Source organism: Streptomyces sp. NPDC093097, from assembly GCF_044754325.1.
GTDB lineage: Bacteria > Actinomycetota > Actinomycetes > Streptomycetales > Streptomycetaceae > Streptomyces.
Map to the genome: position 1 here is coordinate 1 of NZ_JBIVOW010000038.1, position 19,619 is coordinate 19,619.

The following is a 19,619-nucleotide window of genomic DNA, read 5'->3' on the forward strand; positions in this document are numbered from 1 at the left end:
CCGGTCGCCCTGGGCAGGGGTGCGGATCTGGGGAAGTGTCCAAGCCAGTTGGGTCTTGAGGGTCTTGAAAGCGTGCTCGACGTCGAACCTGCGCAAGTAGGTCTTCCACAAAAGGTCCAGGTCGAAGGCGGGCCCTGACCCTGGAGTTTGGACACCGTAGACACTGGATCTTGAGGATCTGGGAGAACGGAGTCCCCGTGGGGATGAAGCACTATCCGCCGGAGTTCAAGGCGGACGCGGTCGCGCTGTACCAGTCGCGGCCGGGAGCGACGATCAAGTCGGTGGCCACTGATCTGGGGGTGAACACGGAGACGCTGCGGAACTGGATCCGGGCTGCCGACGGACGGCGTCAGGGTGCGCACTCCGCCCGCCCGGTCTCTGCGGCCCAGGCCGTGAGTGGGGCGGAGGCGGAGGTCGCCGCGTTGCGCAAGCGGGTCCGTGAGCTGGAGGAGGAACGCGACATCCTGCGCAAGGCGGCCCGGTATTTCGCCGGGGAGACGCGCTGGTGAACCGCTGCCAGTTCGTTGAGGACCACCAGCGCCGCTACGGCGTGAAGCGGCTGTGCGCCATCGTCGGGACAGCCCGCTCCAGCTTCTACTACTGGCGCCAGACCGCACCGGACCGGGCCAGGAGGAAGGCAGCCGACGCAGCCCTCGCGGCCCGGATACGCACGGTGCACCGTGCCTCGGACGGCACCTACGGTGTCCCGAGGATCACTGCCGAGCTCCGCGACGGCGGCGAGCACGTGAACCACAAGCGCGTCGCCCGCATCATGCACGGCATCGGGCTCGCCGGCCTGCGGCTGCGCAGGAAGCACCGCACCACCGTCCCGGACCCGGCCGGGGCGAAGGCCGCCGACCTGATCGGACGCGACTTCACCGCGAAGGCGCCGAACACCAGGTACGTCGGAGACATCACGTACTTGCCGGTGACCGGGGCGAAGCCGCTGTATCTGGCGACGGTCATCGACCTGTGCTCACGCCGCCTGGCCGGGTGGGCGATCGCCGACCACATGCGGGCCGAGCTCGTCGTCGACGCCCTGGCGGCGGCCGAGCGGACCCGTGGCAGCCTCGACGGGGCGGTCTTTCACAGCGATCACGGCTCGCAATATACGAGTGCAGTGTTCGCCGACGCCTGCGCGAAGGCAGGTGTGACCCAGAGCATGAGCGCCGTTGGCAGCTCGGCGGACAACGCCGCCGCCGAGAGCTGGAACGCGTCCATGAAACCGGAGACGCTCAAGGGAGCGAAGGCCTGGCCCACTGCCCGCCAGGCGAGGCTCGCGGCGTTCCGCTGGGCGAGCCGCTACAACACCGTCCGCCGGCACTCCCGCCTCGGACAACGCTCCCCGATCGCCTACGAAAACCTCTTCGACGAACCATCAATTACACTGCCCGAAGCCGCATAACCCCGTGTCCAAACTCCGGGGTCAACGCCCCTGATCCCTCAGCAGGTCAGTAACACTGTCCACGGGGCAGGCAGGCGCCCCTTCAAGCTCGTGAGCGTCGTCGAGCACGAGGTCGACACCGTCGAAGATCACCGCTGAGGTCGAGTTTGTGACCCATGACGACGGCGTCGCCACTGGCGGGCTCTTCGTGCTCGGGTTGTTAAACGCGAGCCGAGAAAGTACTTTCTACTTGGAAAGTTACTTTGCGTGTGGGAGTGAGTGGATGGACGAGTACCGGGTGGGCATGGATGTTGTGGCTCGTCAGCGCCGGGCCGCGGCTGCGCGGGTTCGGCTGGGCTGGTGGTTTCCTGTGTTGAGTGCGGTGTCCTGGGCACTCGCGGTCAGCGGTGAGTTCCCAGCGGCCGGCTACCGACGCTTAGGCATTCCGGACCTGCCGTACGGCCAGGTCGGCGGCCTGCTGTTCTTGGCGTTGATCGTGGTGTTCTCCGTGCGGTCTGGGACGAATCGGTGGGATGTCTCGCCGTTCGCGGTGTATCCGTCGTTGCGCCGGCGCTTCCCCGCGTTCGTCCTGGCGTGCCTGGGCAGTATGGCCGTGGTGTTCGGGCTGGGCTGGCTGAGCGATTCGCCGAGCAGCGCCGCATGGGCGGCCGTTGTGGTCGCAGTGGCCGCGGGTGGCGTGATCGCGTTCCTACTGACCTGGATGGCTGCGGGGATCCGAGGCGACATCCTGACAGGGAGCCAGCAGCAGTGACCGACACACCCGAGGGGTTGGACCCTCTGATCCACGCACTGCCGAAGCTGTCGATCTGTGCGCTGCTGGCCGCAGGCCCGCAGTGGGTGGAGTTCCGCACGGTCCGGGAAGCGACGGGGCTGAGCGATTCGATGGTGTCCAAGCACAGCCGCGCTTTGGAGGACACGGGCTACATCGAGGTCCGCAAGGGTGGGATCGGGCGACGCCCGCGCACCTGGTTCCGCATGACCCCGCTGGGCCAGTCCCGCTACAGCCGACACGTCGCAGCACTGCAGCGGCTACTCCGGCGTGAACCTGACCAGGACACCAACCCGGACGCCTGACTACCGCGCACTTGCAAGTAGCGATCGCGCGGGAGCCGTGATGCGCTCCATCCGTGCAGACGCTGCCGGGCACCTCGAATTCTCGAGGTGCCCGGCAGCGTCTGATCGAACAGCTACATGCCCAGGCAGGTAAGGACGGCGTTGCCGTAGTACAAGGACACGGCCGACGCGCACACAGGCCCCGTGAGCGCGCAGGGCACCGCGAGGGCAGTCATGATCCAGCCGGGAATCTCGCTGTCACCCACGCATTTCTTAAGGTCGTCCCAGAAGCTCGCCTGCTGGATGTGACCACCCGAGGTGAAACCCGCCTGCTGGATTCGGCCACCCAAAATCGCCCGAGCCTCCTGCAGGATGTGACCACCCGAGGTCACTTGCGGCACAGGACCGGCCGCCGGGGCCGACGAACCGTCACCCGAGGCGCTCACGTGCTTCGTGAGGACACCGTCCATCCAGGCAGTCCACACCCCAGAATTCGCTCCCGTGGGCTGGAACTGCGACTCGCCGCTGTGCAGCACACCATCCTTACCCATCTGCACCGTCAGGCCGCTCATGACATGCAGTCCCGCACCTTCGATGGGGATCGCCAGGGTAGTACCGTCCGGCCCGACGGCCGCACGAGCACGCCCGATCGCCAGGTGCGCACCGTCAGGCAAGTGCGTCACCAACTGACCGGAGGCTATCTGATTCTTCACCCGTGCCACAGCGTCGGCTCTGACATTCGCGGGGGCTGCTGAATGCTCCTTGCGGAACTCCTGTAACGCGTCCTTGAAGTTCTGCGCCGCCTTGTCGTTCGAAGCCACCTGGACCGCCGCAGCCGGTTGCCCCGCGACTGCAGGCACCGGCCCGGGGCGCGTCGGAGCACCCGCACTGGCCCCACTCCCGATGGTGAGCACCATCGCCATCGCTACTCCCGCAGCCACCGTCGAGAACCCCGAGGCGACCACTGCAGCGACCGTCGGAACATTCCACTTTGTTGTACTCACAGGTCTCTTCCCCTCTAGTGCCTGTTTCCGCATGGATACTTGCGATCGATCACATACAGAGCGGATCGATCAATTCGGTCAATCCGGAGCACTATCGGGAAGGCGGAAACGCGCCTTCAGGAGCGGAACCTGAACGGCCCCGTTTCTTCTTCCCCCAGCCCCCTGCCGCTAGGCGTGTTCATGTCGAGCGGCGCGGGGCGACGTTAGCCCCCATTTCCGATAGATCCAAACGACTTACCACTCATTTGCGGACACATCCGACTTGAATGCCGAAGGTTCGCCAAATCCCTCGCCTATTCCGGCCAACTTCACTTCAAATCACCATCGTGAAGTGGGGCCCGGAAGCCCGCGCCGGGGCCGGGCCCCGGCCCCACCGGTCCGCGCACCGCCGTGTCACCTCATCCCCTCACCCCTCCAGCAGCCCTCCCGCCAGCCCGATCAACACCGGCGCCACCCCGAGGACGAGGAAGGCCGGCAGGAAGCACCCCGACAGCGGGAGGGTGACCAGCACCCCCGCCCGCCGGGCCCGCGTGGTCGCGGCCCGCCCCCACTCGGCGCGCAGTTCGGCCGCGACCCGAAGGGCCGGCTCCACGGCCGGGGCCCCCGATATCCCCGCGCGCTCCATGCAGCGCGCCAGCTCCTCGGCACCGGGGAGTTCCGCCAACCGCGGCCATACGGCGGCGGGTTCACCGCCCAGGCGCAGCTCGGCCGCGATGTGGCGCAGCCGCTCGGCGACCGTCCCGTCCAGCGACCGGCCCACCGCCTCGACCGCCTCCCGGGGCCCGGCGCCGGCCGCCAGGCAGGCCGCCAACAGATCACCGGCCGGGGCCAGTTCGGCTGCCACCCGCCCGGCGACGGCCCGTTCGACCGCCGTGGCCCGCTGCCACCGCAGCCCCCCTCCGGCGGGCCGCCCTCCCGGGCCTCTCCGGCCCTCCGTCCTTAGCCTCGGACGGTCGCCGCACCCGGAGGAAACGCGGCAGGGCCTGGTCCCGCCGTGCTCGCCTTGGCCCAGATGCGGCCGCGCGGGTTCGTCCGACAGCCGGCTGGGACGGCCTGCGCGGTGGCCGCGGCCACGACGAGGACGGTGTCGCAGCGTCAGTTGGTTTGTTGCAAGAGCACGGTGACAGTTGCGTCGTCGCGGTAGCCGTGAGGCATCTTCTCGGCAGCGGCGACCAGTGCTTCCGCTAACGCCTGCGGATCATCCTGGTGCGCGCGGCACAGTTCCTCCACGGTTTCCTGTCCACCTGATCCGAGATCACGCCAGAGACGAGCAGCACCAAGCGGATCTCCTCGGGCATCTCCACCTGGCGACACGGAGCCAGCCGGTGACCGCAGCACGGCAGCCGAACGACAACCAGCCAGCGGCAGCGGCAGCGCACGGCGAGCAGCCAGCCGGCAGGCGGGCGACCGAACGACGGCAGACGACGGCACAGGCGGCGAACAGCCAGCGGCAACCGGCCGACAGCGGCGGCCTGGTGACCTACTCATCGAGGGTGTCGCGGTGGCGCAGGGTGGGCGAGTGACCGGCCGGGAGAGTGCAGGCGCCCAGCCCACATCCGATCCCTCGATGGGCCCAGGCACCACAGATGCCTGGAGCGGTGACGTCGGGGTCGTCGGCCCAGCGGTAGCCCATCAAGGCATTGTGATGTGGCCCGGTGTGCCCCCGCTCCAGGTCACAGGACCACGGCTCCCAGCCGTCCAGGTCTCGGGGCGCCTTCTCCAGCGCTGGGCACAGGTGCCTGCGGCCCCAGTGGCGGAAGCGGAAGGCGAAGCCGATGCCGGACACATGCTCGGGCGCGAACTCCGCCGAATACCCGGCCCGTTCAAGAGCCGCCACGCAGGACTCACCGATCTGCTGGTAGTCGTACGCGAGGCGGGCGACGCCGCCTGAGGCCCAGTCCCACACCCGCAGCCAGGAAGCGAGCGGCTCCACGGTGCCGTCGACCCGGTCGTCGCCGGCAGGCAGGACCCGGTCCGCCTCGGCGGCGGACGGTGCGGGGCCCGGGCCAGCGAAGCGAGGCGACGCGGAGGAAACACCCCTCCCCCGCCCCCTGCGGCCCGAACCAGGGACCGCCGGCCGAGCGGCGATTCCCGCCGGCCGAGCATTGACGACCTTGGCTCCAACGCAGGCCCGATACCTCGTGCCGGCCACCGCCCTGATCGGCCGGACCACTGGGCAAGCCTGCCGGCGGAAGCTGAACAAGCCTCTCAACAGGGGCTAAACATGCCTCCTGAGGGATCCGGGCACCCCCCGCGCAGCGACCAGTTGAAGAACCGGACTGAAAATGTTGGGGTTCTGGCCCCGGCCCGGCGGGGTCGGGGCCATGCTTGTAGGCATGCAGGGGGAATGGGCTGGGGAGATGGTCGGGCCGGATGTGTGGGAGACCTGCCGGGAGTTGATTCCTGCCGGGAGCGTGTTCGCGTTTCTGGCCGAGCATCGGGAGGCTCTGTTCCCGCCGTCGATGTTCGCCGACATGTATCCCTCGTCCAACGGCCGTCCGAGTCTGCCGCCTCAGGTCCTGGCCGCGACCGTGGTGCTGCAGAGCCTGCAGGGACTGTCGGACTTCGAGACAGTCCAGGAACTGCGGTGTGACCTGCGGTGGAAGGCGGCCTGCGGGCTCGGTCTGTACGACACGGCTTTCGATCCGTCGCTGCTGACGTACTTCCGGCGCCGTCTGCGCCACTCGGCAGATCCCACGCGGATCTTCACCAAGGTCAAGGAAGTCGTGGCCGCGACCGGCGTCCTCAAAGGCAGGCAGCGCAGGGCGCTGGACTCCACCGTCCTTGACGACGCGGTGGCCACCCAGGACACCGTCACCCAGATCGTCTCCGCCATCCGCCGGGTGATCCGTGAGGTTCCCGGCGCCGCGGAGGTGGTTGCAGGGCACTGCCGCGCGCACGACTACACCGACCCAGGCAAACCGAAGATCGCCTGGAACGACTAGCAGGCCCGCGCCGCGCTGGTCGACGCGCTGGTCACCGACGCGCTCAACCTGCTCGGGCACCTGCCCGAGCAGGAGTTGGGCGAGAAGGCCGCGAACGCGGTGGGCCTGCTGGCGCTGGTTGCTGGACAGGACGTCGAGCCGGCTCAGGACTCCGCCGGAGGTGACGGACGTTGGCGTATCGCCCAGCGCACCGTGTCCGATCGGATGGTGTCCACCGTCGATCCCGACGCCCGGCACATCCACAAAAACCGTACTCGCCACCAGGACGGCTTCAAAGGACACGTCTCCTTCGAGCCGGAGATCGGGCTGTTCACCGCTGTCGCCCTCACCGGCGGCCATGGCCCCGGCAGCCACGAAGCGGCCGTTGCCTGCGGTCTGCTGGACGGCGAGGACGGCGCGTCAACCGTGCTCGCAGACTCCGCCTACGGGACCGGCGACCTGCGCGGACAGTTGCAGGCTGCGGGCCACACCCTGGTGATCAAGCCGCCACCGCTGCGGAAGGTGATTCCCGGCGGCTTCACCATCGACGACTTCCGCGTCGACCCAGCGGCCGGCACCGTGACCTGCCCGGCCGGACGCACCGCCAACCTCGGCCAGGTCAAAGCGGACGGCGCCCGCACCGCCCAGTTCAAGCGGCTCTGCACCGGCTGCGACCTGCGTGAGCGCTGCACCACTTCCAAGACCGGACGCACCCTCAACGTCCATCCCCAACATGAACTGCTGACCGCTGCTCGCCATCAGGCCGCCACCGATCCGGCCTGGCAAGCCGAATACCGCAGATGGCGGCCCCCGGTCGAACGCGCCATCGCCTGGCTGGTCGCCAAAGGCAACCGCCGCGTCCCGCACCGCGGCACCATCGCCAACAACATCTGGCTCCACCACCGCGCCGCCGCCCTCAACCTCCGCCGCCTGATCACCCTCGGACTCACACACACCAGCAACACCTGGCACCTCAGCCCCCCAACCGCATAGCCAAGAGGGCCGCCCGGCCCAAGCCGGACAGCCCCACAACAAGATCTTCAGCAGCCTTCTACGCTCCTCCTCGCTGAAGTTGTTGCTGGCGAGCTTGGCCCGGAGCTTGTCGATGGCGCTCTGAATGATCGGCCCTTGGTTCGGGGCTTCCAGAGCCGCTTCACGTGCTGGGCGGCGCCTGTTGGCGAACTGCTCACGGCTGATGTGGCCTTCGCGTAGGGCTTGTTCCCAGCCGGCTTCGAGATGGTCTTCTTTGGGATCCTGCTCCCTGAAATCGCTTTCCCACGGCCGCGCAGGACGAGCAGCGTCACAACAGGGTTCGGCCCTACTCCAAGACGTCACCGACGACCTCGCCCAGGCCGGTCTCGCCGACGCCGGCGACGTGAAGATCCGACAACTGGGCGAGCACCTGGCGGCCGCCGCGGCCGGAAGCGGCCGTGAAGCGCTCGCGGTGCGGTAGGCGGTTGGCCGACGGACTTGGCCCTGAGCTCGTGCACCGGCCAGCTCGGAGTGGCACTCACTTGACCTGGCCGCTGGCGGCGAGCGGAGCCCATGAGTAGCACACCGCGACGCCTTGCTCCTGCAGCCAGCGGATTTCCCGATGCCGCATCTCGTGCCAGGCGTCCGGAGAGATCGCCGCCGGCCACCTGACGATGACCGCGGCGATCTGGCCTTCGTCCGCGAGTTCGCGGACGCGCATCCAGCCGTCGCGGTGGCAAGGGTCCGGTTGCCCGTACGGGTCCGTGACCACCTCGACGAGGCGGAGGTTGCGCGCCGCGGCGTACTCACGGCCTTCCTCTTCGGCGCGCTGGGCTGCGAGGGTGGGGGTCAGGCGACCCCGTTCCGCGCACATGTACAGCACGGCGGCACTGCTGTCCGGGCGAGCAGCAACGGCGGGTTTCTCCGGGATCTGTGGCGTCGTGGTCATGGTGGTGCCTCTTCGTCGTCTGGGTGCCCGGTCCGCCTTCGGGTTGAGGCGGACCGGGCCGTCAACGGCAGTCCGGGGGCGATCACCGAACGGCCGGTAAACACTCAACCCTCCTGCGGCGCACCGGGTAAGGGAGGAGAGTGGAGGCAGGGTTGAACTGGTTGAACGCACTCGGGGGGAGCGATGGCACGTCGGCCACGCACACCGAATACCGCGCTTGCGGCCTTGATGAAGGCGGGAGGGATCGCAAACGCCCAGCTCGCCCGCAGAGTGAACAGCGCCGGCGCTGAGCTGGGGCTCGGACTGCACTACGACAAGACGAGCGTGTCGCACTGGCTCGCCGGATCCGTACCGAAGCCCGAGGCGCGGCCCGCCGTCACCGAGGCGCTCTCGCGACTGCTCGGGCGACCGGTAACGTGCGCCGAATTCGGCTGGCCGACCGAGGCGGAACCGGCCGCGGGACACGACGTCGTGACGGGAATGGTCGACCTGAGCCGAGCCGACATGGATCCGTCGCGACGGGGAGTGCTGAAGACCGGTATGTACGTCGCAGCGCTGGCGGTTCCGCGGTTCGAAGACGTCAAGGGCCGGCTGGAGGCGACGGCGACCGGCCGGACGGTTCGCATCGGCCGGTCCGACGTCGAGACGGTGCGCACCATGACCGACAAGGTCGCCGACATCCTCGACCAAGTCGGGGCCGGCCACGCCCGGCCGATGGCCGCCGCCTTCCTGGTGAACACCGCCGGCCCCTACCTGCGCGCGAGCGGCACCGAAGAGGTCACCCGCGCCATGAGGGCCGCCGTCGCGGACTTCGTCTACCTCACCGGCTGGATGGCCATGTACGAAAACCAACAGGGCCTGGGCCAGAAGTACTACCTGCGCGCACTCGAACTCGCCGGCGCCGCCGACGACCACGTCACCTACTGCCGCACCCTGCGCGGCATGAGCCTGCAAGCAACCCACCTCGGCCACAGCGCCAAGGGCCTGGAACTCGCCGACGCCGCCGCCGCGGCCGCCCCCTCCGCAGGCCCACGCCTGATCGCGTTCCTGCGCGGCCAGCAGGCCACCGCAGCGGCCATGACCGGCGACCGACACACCGCCCTGACCTGGCTACGCCAGACCGAGACCGCACTGTCCCGCGCGGACAACCGGCGCGACGCCGTGGGCGGCTACGACCAAGCCGCCTACTTCTTCCACGAAGCCCACGTCCGCTGGCACCTGGGCGACAAGGCCGGCTCCCTCACCTCCCTGCGCCGCTCGAACGCGGCCCGCTCACCCCTGGAGCGGCAAGGCCGCCTGCACTGCCTCGGTGTGATCGCCGAACGCCAACTACGCATGCGGCACATCGAAGCCGCCTGCCAGACCTGGAACACCTTCCTCGACGAGCACGTGACGATCTCCTCCGCCCGAGGCGACGAACACCTGCAGACGATGCTCAAGGCCCTCCCCACCTACCGCCACGTCGCCGGAGTGCAGGAACTGGAGCAACGCGCCCAACACCTCGCCACCCACAAAAGAGCCTGACGCGCCCACAGGCGGAGACGCACTTCCAACTCCTCACCGGGGTGGCTCCGTCGTCATGCCGGAGCGCCCACCTCGCGGCATGCCGAGCAACCCTCTACCGTCGAACCACGCCCGGCCTGAACTGGACGGACGGGAACAGGCTGCGGCGCACTGCCCTCGCACGTCGGTGCGCCCCAGCCACCCGTCACCAACCCACCCGCGCGCCGGAGTCGAGGAACCCATCGGCAGCGCCCGACGCCTATGACGTACAAAGGTGGGGCCCAGGCGATTGCTTGGGCCCCACCTTCCGGGCAGTCGTCGAACTCATCGTCCCGGTGCACGGTCGCCGGCGTGAGGTTCTCTCGGGCGCGGCCACCTGGCGCCGCGCGGCCACGCCCTTCGTCTCCCCGGGGCCCGGCGCCCGGTCAGGTCCAGCTCGACGCCGCCCTGAAGCCGCTGAGCCGGCCCGGGAAGGCCATCGGCTTCTCTGCGACCTTCAAGGCGCCTGCCGTACTCCGAGGTAGCGCGAGTCCGTCCGTGCCTGGCAGCCGCGGAACATGCCATCCCGACTACCTAGCATGCTGCCAATTTGGTGGCTATTCTTTGCCCAAAAACTGAAACTTTGATGCCTAGGGTGGGGTAGTTTCGGGTTATGAGCGATGGTCAGCTGGATGGTGTCGAGGCTTTGCTGGAAGAGGCGCGGCTCCTCGCGTGGATGCCGGCTCCTGCTGAGCGTTTGCGTCTGCGTGAGGCGGCGGGCTTGTCGCGGGCCCAGGTGGCGTCCGCGGTTGGGGTGGGGCGGCAGACCGTCGCCAACTGGGAGTCTGGCGAGACCGATCCGCAGCCGCCCGGGCGAGGGAAGTACCTGAAACTGCTGAAGGGTCTCGCCGAGCTCCACCCCGCTCCCACCGCCGCCCCCGAGGTCGCCGGACCGTCCGGCCCGCCGTTGCCAACCACCGCGGCGGAGTTCCCGGCGACAGCGTTCCGTGCGGACGGCTTGGTGGTGCAGGGGGAGCCGGAGCCGTGCATTCGCTGCGGCGTGGTGACCCCGTTCAAGGCGACCGACGGCCGGTCCTTGCACCCCGGCGGCCTGTGCCTGCCGGCGACCACCCCACCTGCCTCCGCTGCGCCCCCGGCGACCCAGGCCGAGCCCGCGACCCCGCAGACTTCAGGTCCGACTGCGCCGGTGCGGCCGTCGCCGACTCCCGCGCGGGTGCCGTCGCGGCCGCAACGTCGCGCCCAGTCCTCGGCCCGGGCACAGGCGGAGACCAACACGCTGATCACCGGTGCGGTGCATGAGGAGTTGGAGCGTGCCGAAGGTGATGCGGAAGCCGCGTTGCAGGCGTTGGTGAAGCGAGCGATTCCCGATGTGATGCGGTTGTTCGAGGAGACGCGGGCGACGGCGCGGTACCAGTACACGGCGTATCCGTCGCTGCCGGACATCTTGCACAAGCCGTCGAAGCGGGAGCCGGACCAGATCTGGGAGGCCCGCCCCAACTTCCACCACCCCCACTACTCCCTCAAGGCCCCCGGCACCATCCGCGTCACCGCCCTGGACGCCAACGCCGCGTACCTCTCCGCCCTCAAGTGCTGGCTTCCGATCGGCAAGTTGGAACACCACACCGGCGACGAAGGCGTGGACCCCAAGCGCGCGGGCGTCCATCTCGTCACCCCCGCAGCGTGGGACCACCCGCACCTGCCCGACCCGCTCGGCGACCGTGAAGAGCCTGGCGCCCTGTGGATCACCGATGCGACGTTGCGTCTGCTGCTGCGCCTGTCGGGTCCGAAGTACGGTCTGATCGAGGCGCCGACGGTGCACGAGTCGTGGACGTCGGGTGCGACGGAGAACTTCCTCGACGCCCTGCGCAAGGTCTTGGCCGCCGCCCGGGAGACGGCCCTGGCCGAGGACGACTCGATCACCGAGGGATACGTGAAGGCGATGTACTCGAAGTTCATCTCGACGATGGGGGAGTCGATCCACAATCGTGAGATCCAGCGTCCGGACTGGATGCACATCATCCACAGTCAGGCGTATGCCAACCTGTGGGGCAAGGCGTACAAGGCCCACCAGGCGGGGCTGGAGGTCATCGCGATGATGGGTACCGACGAACTCCACGTGAGTGGTGACTGGCGGCAGGTCTTCACCGAGGGGCGCGGCCTGTCCCAGATGAAGATCAAGCACAGCGACGCCAAGGCCTCCGGTGAGTACACCGTCGGCCGGGTGGCCCGGTAATGGCTCTGGACTCGCGGTGGCGCCGGATCGGCCACTACGGCGCCCGGGCCCTGCCCGGCTGGGTCTGCACCGCCGAAGGCATCGACCGCATGGTCACCGGCATCGGGTCCCCGGTCACCTCCGAGCGCGGCCTGTCCGCCCGCCTGCGCTACCTGACGGCGTCCGACGCCGGCTACGAGGCCATGGATCGCGCCGGCATCCAGGCGCGCCCTCGCACCCTCATGGCGTGGCTGGCCGAGGAACGTACGCCGAGCAAGGCGAACCTCGCGCGCCTGGATGCGGCGTACTGGGACTTGCGGCGTCGCAACGTGGTCGCCGACCTCAAGCGCAGGTTGACCAACCGTGGCCGCGGTACCCGCGTCGAGATCGATCCCGCCGACCAGTCGCAGGTCGACCCCCGCCACCGCCGGGACGTGGAGACGCGTTCGATCAATGTCCGTGGGCTGATCTGGGATCGGGCTGTCGATGCGTGGATCGCGCACGACGCGCGTGAACTCGAAGCGATCTGGGACGAGATCATCCAAGGCGGCCTCGGCACCGACTGGGACGCCTACACCTACGTCTCCTCCGTCGGCTGGGCCGCCTAACCACGCCACGCTCGGCCGGCCCGCCGGCCCGCCGGCAACCGGGCAACCGGGCAACCGGGCAACCAGCCGTACCGCACAACCCGCACAGCAGCCGTAACGCCACTGGGAGGAAACCGTGTCACCGACCACCACACCGCCCCGGCCGCACTTCGCATCTTGGCGGGACGTCCCGGACGGCATCTACGCCACCGAGACCCAGCTGAAGACCATGGACCTGCCGCGCCGCCCCGGCCTGCCGGCCGCCACCGTCAAGGCCCGCGACGGAGCCGGCCTGGTCTCCGCGCGTGCCAAGGGCATCCCGTCCGGCCCCCTCGACCCGCAGGCCGGCTACGAACAGCTCACCGACATCGTGGCCACCCGCACGGTGCTGGTCTGGAACCACGACGCTCTCGCCGATCTCAATACTGGACTCACCTCGCAAATCGGCGCCTGCCCAGTCCTGTACGAGCAGGCGCGCCCGCTGGAGCCCCTGGCCACCGCTTGGCGCGGCTAGTTCACCGCGGACGGCCGTCAGGTCCGCCCCGTCTCGCCCAGCCGCGCCGACCGGATGCTCTACCTCCTGCAGCAGATCGCAGGACTCTGCTGACGCTCACCAGTGCAGGAAGGATCACCACATGTCCGCCCCCCGCCCCGTACTGCGCGTACGGTGGCGACACGACCCGCCAGGAGGTGCCGATGAGTGCGCAGCCCGAAGAAGCCCCCGCCCCGCCGGCCCCGGCCGCCGCCGCCCAACTCCTCGCCCAACTGCGCGACGACCGCCGTGCCGGCACCTGGGTGCCGGCCTTCGAGCGGGACTGGGCCACGGCCCTGGAAGCCTCCCGCGACACCTACAGCCTCACCCCGCTGCACGACGTCGTCCGCACCTGGCAACTGCGCCTCGCCGCCGCCCCGGCCATCGACGCCTACCTGGACTCCGACCGCGACGAAACCGACTTCGTCGACCTCGACGACATCCTCGACACCCGCCGATGGCCGGTGAACCGTGGGCAGTACGCCTCTCCCCACAAGCCGCGAAGACGCTCACCGAACTCCCCGAGCCCGCCCAAGAGACGGTCCGCGACATCCTGAACATCGCGGGGCGCTCCCCGTGGGGCTGGCCCCAGTGGAACGCCGGAGATCCGGAAGGCGAGGACGTCCGCGCCGCCGCCATCGGGCAGCTCTCCGTCGTCTACGTGATCAACCGCCTCACCCAGCACCTGCCCGTCCTGGACATCACCTGGATCGGGTAACCCCGCACCGCGCGTCGACCCCGGCGTTGCACTCAGGCCGACAGCACGGTCGGCGAGGCGCCGGTACGCCCGGCGTCGTTGCCTCATCCGCAGACGACCATCGTTCGGCCGCAGTTCGGCGCCGCGGCGCCGAGCCCGCGATGGGCCAGGCGCCTCGGACTCATCACGGATAGGTGTGCCGACCGTTGAGCGCGTTATGACTACGCGTGAGGTTCCCCGGCTCTGCAGGATGTGCGCCACCGACGAGCGGCCTACCTCGTCGCCGGCGCCGTGAAGCGGGGCGACGGGCGGTGCTCGGCTCCTTCCTGATCTGCCAGGACTGCTATCTCAAGGGCGCCCCGGACCCGGTCACCGGGCTTTCCCAGGCGCTCTACCGCCTGCACATTGCGCACTCGCGTGACCATGACCCGGCGGAGGCCCTCGCGAAGCTGGCGTCGACGAACGCTGGGCGCATCAAGATCCCGGACACCGACGACGGCCGCCGACTCCGGGACGCCCTTCGCGCCCTGCGTCCCCAGCTCGACGTCCCTCAGGCAGATCCATAACACCGCCGAGATCACGGGAAGTTCCTGAACTCTGACGGGCAGGTCACCAGTTGCCACAAGGGCGTACGGCACCAAGCTGGACCTCGCGCCGACATTCGAGGCAGTCCGGCGACCCGCTCACGCTCCGTCCTTCCTCCTCCGCCCAGCTGAAGCCGCACAGCGACGTCGGCCAGCGCTGCTCGTCGACATCGGAGGTGGCATGGGAGCCATAACCCGGAACGCTCCACGTAGTTGTCAGGGCCGTCGTAAGGGCCGCCGTCTGGCCACACGTACACGGACCCCGTCGTGGTACAGCGCATCCGCAGATCAGGGCCGTCCCACCTTCCGACCTGGACGGTGTTGCTCTCGGGGTCATAGCCGTGCGGCTTCTCTGCGCCTGTCTTCTTGGGCATCGGACTCTCCTCATCCATGTATTGGTGACCGAGTGTGACGGTCTGGGGCCCCTCGGCTATGCCTCGTGGGCGTCGTACTGCCACGCAGAGTTCGACATCAGCCGCGCGCGGGCGTACTGCCTGCTGGAGGTCGCCCGGACCCTCGCCGCACTCCACGACGCCGTCTCGATCCAGGAGCTGTCTCGCACGCGAGACACCGGCCCCGTCCCCGCGGCCGCGCTCGACTATGGCCTGTCCCAGCGCGCACTGATCGCGATCTCCGGCCGGACGGACGACGTCGCGGAGCTGATCACCCGGCACCTCGCCCCACTCGCCCACAGCGGTCCCCAGTCCCTCGACGAGCCGACGCTCCGTGCCGTCGTCCGTCAAGCGGTCCGAGATATCGGTGCCGCCCCGCCCCCGCCGCCGCTCGACCCGCCGGCGGACCCCGTGCTCGCCGAGCTGCGTGCCGTGGTCGACAAACTCGTCGCCGTCAACTACGCGATCGGGGAGCTCATGCTTGAAGTCGCTCCGGCCTACGTCTCCGACACCACCGCTGCCCAGACCCTCGCCCCGCTGCGCGACGCCATCGGCGAACCCTTTGAACATGGCCTCGCCGCTCGCTGTTACTCCCTGTCCGGCGACCGCCGCGCTCTACGTGGCACCGTGTTGTGACGGGCGAAGGTGGGGAGCGACTGAGAAACGTGGCTTCCAGGGTGCCTCCTCAGGGTCTGCGTTCCAGCGCTCTTGCAGGAAACCAACTGGAGGGGACAGGGGGACATGGTGGCGGTCAGTGGGGGGTCGCCTGGCCGGACGGGTGGCTCGTGTCCGGCTGTGGTTTCGGCCGGCCGGACGGCTTCCGTACCTCCGCACGCAGGATGCCGAGCTGCTGGTGATGGGGGCTGACATTCTGTGGCTGGCGATGTCGGGCCCTGGATGATGAAGGACCTCGAATCCGAACAGAGTGGGTTCGGAAGCGGGACGAGGTGAGGGAGCGGACCGAGCTGGCTGGTGCGGGATCGTGGATTCACCCACACGTCAGTTCCTCCTGATGGATCCTCGATCTCAGGTTGTGACGGCCTTCACCTGTGACTGCTGCCCTAGGGGGAGTTGGGGCACGGGGTGCAGGGTGCAGCTAATGATGCATAAAGAAGTCGAACCCTCCGCGAGCCTTTGACCTGCGAAAACGTCGGGTCCTTCCCGTTTCGGGGATCGGGTATGCCGATCGTGTAGTCGCCTATGCCGATTCAGGCATCGGGTCATCCAGATTCTGGAGTCGTATCAACCCGATCCTGCAGTCGAGTCAATCCGCTTCCAGCATCGCGTCACTTAGCTATGTGCTCATTATCTTCTCGCGCAGCGACACGCCGCTGCGCGAGTATCGCTTAGCTATGCGCTAATGTTCAGTTTGGTAAGTGAAACGCTCCTGGAGCCGGGTCACTTACCGACCTGTACAACGCAGCTGAAAGGCCCTCATGGGACAGGCAGCACGCAAGCTCCTGGCGTTCGTTGACCGCGACACCGGAGTGATCGAGGAGGTTCCTCGGGCCGGCTATGCCTTCGACGGTCCTCACATCAACGTCGGCATCCGCCGTGGACGCGAGCTTGCCTCCGCTGCCTCAGGGCTGACTGACCGGGAGTTCCGTGTCCTGGTGTGGTATTGGTTCGCCACCGAGGAGAGCCAGGGGCCGGTGATGATGACGGGGGCGGACATCGCCAAGGAACTCGGCATGAGCCCCGACGCCCTGGGCCGTACCGTGAAGACACTGCACAAGGCACGACTGCTGCTGGCTGACGGTGGTATCGGCCGGACCACCTTCTACCGGTGCACTCCCTACCTCGCCTTCATCGGCACCGGCTTCGACCACCGCGAAGCCGTCAAGGACTGGAACCCGCCCGAGCTGAACGTGCGAGAGCCCAAGCCCCGCCGCAGGACAAAGAAGACCGACGCCTCAAAAGCGACACCTGAAGCGCCGAATCGGAAGGGTGACGACTCGTGAAGATCCATGACAGGCATGACGTTCTGGACCTCCTCAAAGTCACAGGTCGGGTGCTGAGCCCGAACCAGCGCATCGTCGTCCTGCTCTACGCAGCATCCGAGCAGAACTCCGAAGGCGCCGTCATCACCCGAGCGACCGAACTCGCCGAGACCCTGGGCATGACACCGCCCGTGTTCTCCCGCACCCGCAAAGAACTCGTCGAACTCGGCTGGCTGGAGGAAGCCGGCAGCGTCGGCCGCATCAAGCTCTACCGCCTCGCTCCGCACATCGAAACCGCACGAGGACGCAGCAGCGGACACCTACGCGTCGTCGGCAGCTAACCTCGCGCAGCCGCGGCCCGTTCGCTGCGCCGCCGGCGCAGCGGGTCTGCGGGGGCCTGGTCGTAGACGTCGATCTGGACGAGGCTCGCCTCCGCGCCCCATCGTTCCGTTGACCTCTCCGCCGCGGGCGCACGAGCGGACGTGGTGAGGACGGGCAACGATCGCGACGTGGCCGAGTTGGCTACTTCGGTCCGCGACGTGGCCGATGCCGTAGCGGGGTGGCCAACCAGCCGAGAGGCCGTGGCGGTCCTGCTAGAGAGTTGCAGGGCCTCGTCAGACGGTACGGCGACCCGGCTGGGCTGGCAGCTGAGGGTGTTCGGCTCAGCCCTGCTGAAGAATCTGAGCGGCTAGCACGTCCATTCGCCGGCCGGCGCCCGGGAAGGTGCGGTCATCCGACCAAGGGCGGGGCCCGCGGGGGCGGCTCGGCGCCCGCTTCAGGACGACCGACATCACGCCCTACCTGCTGGGGATCCGCTCCTGCCGCACCGTTATCCTCACTATCCCGCACAAGGCCCCCACTGCGCCCACCGAGTAGACAGCACGCCACGCTGCGCCCGGGACGACCTTCCAGGACGAGCCGGCCGTTCCGGCTCAGTCGTGCAGCGAACCCACCTCCGCGGTGGAGATGCGTCGTGAGCGCAAGAGCAGGAGCGCGACGCCAACTTCCGGCGCACCTGCCTCCGACCCACCCCGCCTTGTCTGCCAATGCCCGAACACGGGGGAGGGGGTGGGCTGGACGCGTGACGGATCGACACATTCCAACTATTCCGCACGTTGCTCTCGGTGTGTATCAGTGCATCACGGGTGATTGTCCGCCCAGCGCGCTTTGTGCTGATCTGAAACCTCGCGGAGGAGAGATGGAAGAACCGCAGGAGTGGCTCGATCTGTGGCGACGGACTGCTGAAGTTGACGCTCAAGGCAACCGGCGGCTGGTCAATGACGTTTGCGGTGGGGTCCATCTGGTGACCGACTATGGGCCGCCAAGTGATCCTGAGGAGGTGATCGCCCTTGCGGTTGCGGCGGCTGAGGCAGCGGAGGGAACCGCTGAGGGACTCAGTCAAGAGTGGGCGCTCTACACTCCGCAGCAAGCCGCTATCGTTGCCTCGGCGCTGTTCGCTCAGATCGAGGCGGTCGGAGCTGCCTTGGAGAATCTGGCCGAGTATCTGCACGTCATGGACGCGCGACGGGATCTCGTGATGCCGGAATACGACGGCGGCCACGACGACCTGAACCTCAGCGATGCCGAAGCGATGGTGGGATCCGCCGGCCAGCAAGCACTGGGCGCCACGCACCACGCCGAAGACGTAGTACGCATCCTTGCCCAGACAACGTACTTGGGCGTGCGGCCCGCAGACGCTCACGAGACGATCACGACGGTGGCCGGCCTTCTCGGCGACGAAGCAACGCTGAATACGGAGTACCACGTCCAAGACGAAGTAGAGCTCACGGAAAACTACAACTCAGGCTTCGGATGCGGCTGCCGCATCACGCTGCAAGACATCCTTGGCTCACCATGGGAGTTCCAGCGGGGAGACTCCACCTGGAACCTCGTACGGCTTGCTGACGTCGACGAGCAGGGCATCCTGCACACCTGGACCGAACTGGACACCTCGGACGCCTGCGCCCACCCCGGCCACATTGCCGGCCTGATCAGAAAAGCCCTCTCAGAAGCCTCACAAGTCGTATCGAGCTGACGGCTGATCTTTCGCGCCCGAGCTGAACAGCAGGCTGTCGGCTGAACCGGACGCGGGAGTGCCTGCAGGGAGACGTGGGCGACCTACCCCTGGCGCAGAAATTCCCGCAGGTCCGCAGCTACAGCCGTCATCCCTTCACCGGCTTCGATCACGGTCGTCACCGTGCAATTCCAGTCACCGGGAAAGAAGCCGGACCGAAGCGTCCAGTCCAAATACACATGACCACCCGAGCCGAAGGTCGCCGTCACGACCAGGTGGTTGTTGGTCCAGACCCGCTCCCCCTCCCAGCCACGGAAGTCTCGCGCGAGGCCGTCGAAGAACTCGCTCATGTCATCCCAGACGGTGGCGGTCACGTTCTCGAGCCGTGCACGCACACCATCAGCAACGGCCTCCACCGCGAAGACGGTCTCGTACTCATCCGCACGCGACCAGTCGAACAACCGGACAGAGGTCGTCAGCGTCCCCGGCCCCCGCACGACGAGCTCGACCTGCCCGGGACCCACTTCGATCAGACTCACCCGCCGAAGGATACGGACGTCAACACGTTGACGGCATCGCGTTTCTGTGGCCCGGGACCGCTGCTAATTTCTCATCAACATTCGGAGGCCCAGCAGCAACCAGCTGTTCCCGGCTCCCACCGACAAGTGCTCTTCGTTCTGACCTACCCAGTGGCCGAGCATCGTGGATCGTGCCGCCGACATCGTCAGCAGCTTACGACCGGGTCGGCGGCTGCACCCTCCGGCAGGCGTATCTACATTCCGCACACCGCGCCGGCGTACCGGCGCCTGTCCTCCCGTCTCGCCCAGGCCCGCCGAGAGGAGCGGTTCCCT

Annotated in this window: 19 protein-coding genes and 1 pseudogene; 14 read left to right on the forward strand and 6 right to left on the reverse strand. The window is 68.3% G+C overall.

The window, feature by feature from the left end; genetic code table 11:
• Window positions 1–197 precede the first annotated feature (197 nt).
• The 3 genes from ACIQE0_RS36860 (at window position 198) to ACIQE0_RS36870 (ending at window position 2,479) form a co-directional block, all read left to right on the forward strand.
• Window positions 198–1,405, forward strand: a protein-coding gene (locus tag ACIQE0_RS36860) for an IS3 family transposase (protein WP_402340219.1) whose coding sequence is annotated in 2 segments (ribosomal slippage) — window positions 198–495 and window positions 495–1,405 — 1,209 coding nt in all. Because the reading frame shifts where the segments join, the coding sequence is not laid out codon by codon here.
• Window positions 1,406–1,553: 148 nt separating this feature from the next.
• Window positions 1,554–2,156 (forward strand): hypothetical protein, encoded by a 603-nt coding sequence (locus ACIQE0_RS36865; RefSeq protein ID WP_402340222.1) that lies wholly within the window; start codon window positions 1,554–1,556, stop codon window positions 2,154–2,156.
• The gene (locus ACIQE0_RS36870) at window positions 2,153–2,479 is read left to right on the forward strand and encodes a transcriptional regulator (protein WP_366340335.1); all 327 of its coding nucleotides are present in this window, start codon (window positions 2,153–2,155) and stop codon (window positions 2,477–2,479) included. Before ACIQE0_RS36865 ends, ACIQE0_RS36870 begins: the two co-directional genes overlap by 4 nt.
• 113 nt (window positions 2,480–2,592) lie before the next feature.
• Here the strand turns inward: ACIQE0_RS36870 and ACIQE0_RS36875 are convergent, their stop codons facing one another.
• The 4 genes from ACIQE0_RS36875 to ACIQE0_RS36890 all read right to left on the reverse strand — a co-directional run bounded on the left by ACIQE0_RS36875 (window position 2,593) and on the right by ACIQE0_RS36890 (window position 5,395).
• Window positions 2,593–3,381, reverse strand: coding sequence for a hypothetical protein (locus tag ACIQE0_RS36875; protein WP_402340226.1), 789 nt, complete (start codon window positions 3,379–3,381; stop codon window positions 2,593–2,595).
• A gap of 487 nt (window positions 3,382–3,868) precedes the next feature.
• A complete protein-coding gene (locus tag ACIQE0_RS36880; protein WP_402340229.1) occupies window positions 3,869–4,306 on the reverse strand; it encodes a type II secretion system F family protein in 438 nt (145 codons plus the stop codon).
• A 251-nt stretch (window positions 4,307–4,557) separates the two neighbouring features.
• Complete coding sequence (locus tag ACIQE0_RS36885; protein WP_402340232.1) at window positions 4,558–4,692, reverse strand: hypothetical protein; 135 nt, start codon at window positions 4,690–4,692, stop codon at window positions 4,558–4,560.
• A 250-nt stretch (window positions 4,693–4,942) separates the two neighbouring features.
• Complete coding sequence (locus ACIQE0_RS36890) at window positions 4,943–5,395, reverse strand: hypothetical protein (RefSeq protein WP_402340235.1); 453 nt, start codon at window positions 5,393–5,395, stop codon at window positions 4,943–4,945.
• Between the two features lie 403 nt (window positions 5,396–5,798).
• Between ACIQE0_RS36890 and ACIQE0_RS36895 the strand changes: the two are divergent.
• Window positions 5,799–7,379 (forward strand): annotated as a pseudogene (locus ACIQE0_RS36895) (IS1182 family transposase).
• Window positions 7,380–7,896: 517 nt separating this feature from the next.
• Here ACIQE0_RS36895 and ACIQE0_RS36900 read toward each other — a convergent pair.
• Complete coding sequence (locus ACIQE0_RS36900; protein ID WP_402340238.1) at window positions 7,897–8,307, reverse strand: hypothetical protein; 411 nt, start codon at window positions 8,305–8,307, stop codon at window positions 7,897–7,899.
• 183 nt (window positions 8,308–8,490) lie between these two features.
• Here ACIQE0_RS36900 and ACIQE0_RS36905 point away from each other — a divergent pair, with 183 nt between their 5' ends.
• The 10 genes from ACIQE0_RS36905 to ACIQE0_RS36950 all read left to right on the forward strand — a co-directional run bounded on the left by ACIQE0_RS36905 (window position 8,491) and on the right by ACIQE0_RS36950 (window position 18,789).
• A complete protein-coding gene (locus ACIQE0_RS36905) occupies window positions 8,491–9,831 on the forward strand; it encodes a hypothetical protein (protein ID WP_402340241.1) in 1,341 nt (446 codons plus the stop codon).
• Between the two features lie 631 nt (window positions 9,832–10,462).
• Entirely contained in the window at window positions 10,463–12,043 is a 1,581-nt protein-coding gene (locus tag ACIQE0_RS36910; RefSeq protein ID WP_402340244.1) for a helix-turn-helix transcriptional regulator, read from the forward strand.
• Entirely contained in the window at window positions 12,043–12,630 is a 588-nt protein-coding gene (locus ACIQE0_RS36915; RefSeq protein WP_402340247.1) for a transcriptional regulator, read from the forward strand. Before ACIQE0_RS36910 ends, ACIQE0_RS36915 begins: the two co-directional genes overlap by 1 nt.
• Before the next feature lie 115 nt (window positions 12,631–12,745).
• Window positions 12,746–13,123, forward strand: coding sequence for a hypothetical protein (locus tag ACIQE0_RS36920; protein ID WP_402340249.1), 378 nt, complete (start codon window positions 12,746–12,748; stop codon window positions 13,121–13,123).
• Between the two features lie 182 nt (window positions 13,124–13,305).
• Window positions 13,306–13,698: a DUF6247 family protein gene (locus ACIQE0_RS36925; RefSeq protein WP_402340252.1), complete on the forward strand. Its 393-nt coding sequence runs from the start codon at window positions 13,306–13,308 to the stop codon at window positions 13,696–13,698.
• A 451-nt stretch (window positions 13,699–14,149) separates the two neighbouring features.
• Complete coding sequence (locus tag ACIQE0_RS36930) at window positions 14,150–14,404, forward strand: hypothetical protein (RefSeq protein WP_402340255.1); 255 nt, start codon at window positions 14,150–14,152, stop codon at window positions 14,402–14,404.
• Between the two features lie 416 nt (window positions 14,405–14,820).
• Window positions 14,821–15,450: a hypothetical protein gene (locus ACIQE0_RS36935; protein ID WP_402340258.1), complete on the forward strand. Its 630-nt coding sequence runs from the start codon at window positions 14,821–14,823 to the stop codon at window positions 15,448–15,450.
• A gap of 800 nt (window positions 15,451–16,250) precedes the next feature.
• On the forward strand, window positions 16,251–16,775 hold the full coding sequence (locus tag ACIQE0_RS36940) for a MarR family transcriptional regulator (RefSeq protein ID WP_402340261.1): 525 nt from the start codon (window positions 16,251–16,253) through the stop codon (window positions 16,773–16,775).
• On the forward strand, window positions 16,772–17,095 hold the full coding sequence (locus ACIQE0_RS36945; RefSeq protein ID WP_402340264.1) for a replication initiation protein, RepL2: 324 nt from the start codon (window positions 16,772–16,774) through the stop codon (window positions 17,093–17,095). The genes ACIQE0_RS36940 and ACIQE0_RS36945 overlap by 4 nt, the downstream gene beginning before the upstream one ends.
• 857 nt (window positions 17,096–17,952) lie before the next feature.
• On the forward strand, window positions 17,953–18,789 hold the full coding sequence (locus ACIQE0_RS36950; RefSeq protein WP_402340267.1) for a hypothetical protein: 837 nt from the start codon (window positions 17,953–17,955) through the stop codon (window positions 18,787–18,789).
• Between the two features lie 83 nt (window positions 18,790–18,872).
• Here the strand turns inward: ACIQE0_RS36950 and ACIQE0_RS36955 are convergent, their stop codons facing one another.
• Window positions 18,873–19,307: a DUF6228 family protein gene (locus ACIQE0_RS36955; protein WP_402340269.1), complete on the reverse strand. Its 435-nt coding sequence runs from the start codon at window positions 19,305–19,307 to the stop codon at window positions 18,873–18,875.
• Between the last annotated feature and the right edge of the window lie 312 nt (window positions 19,308–19,619).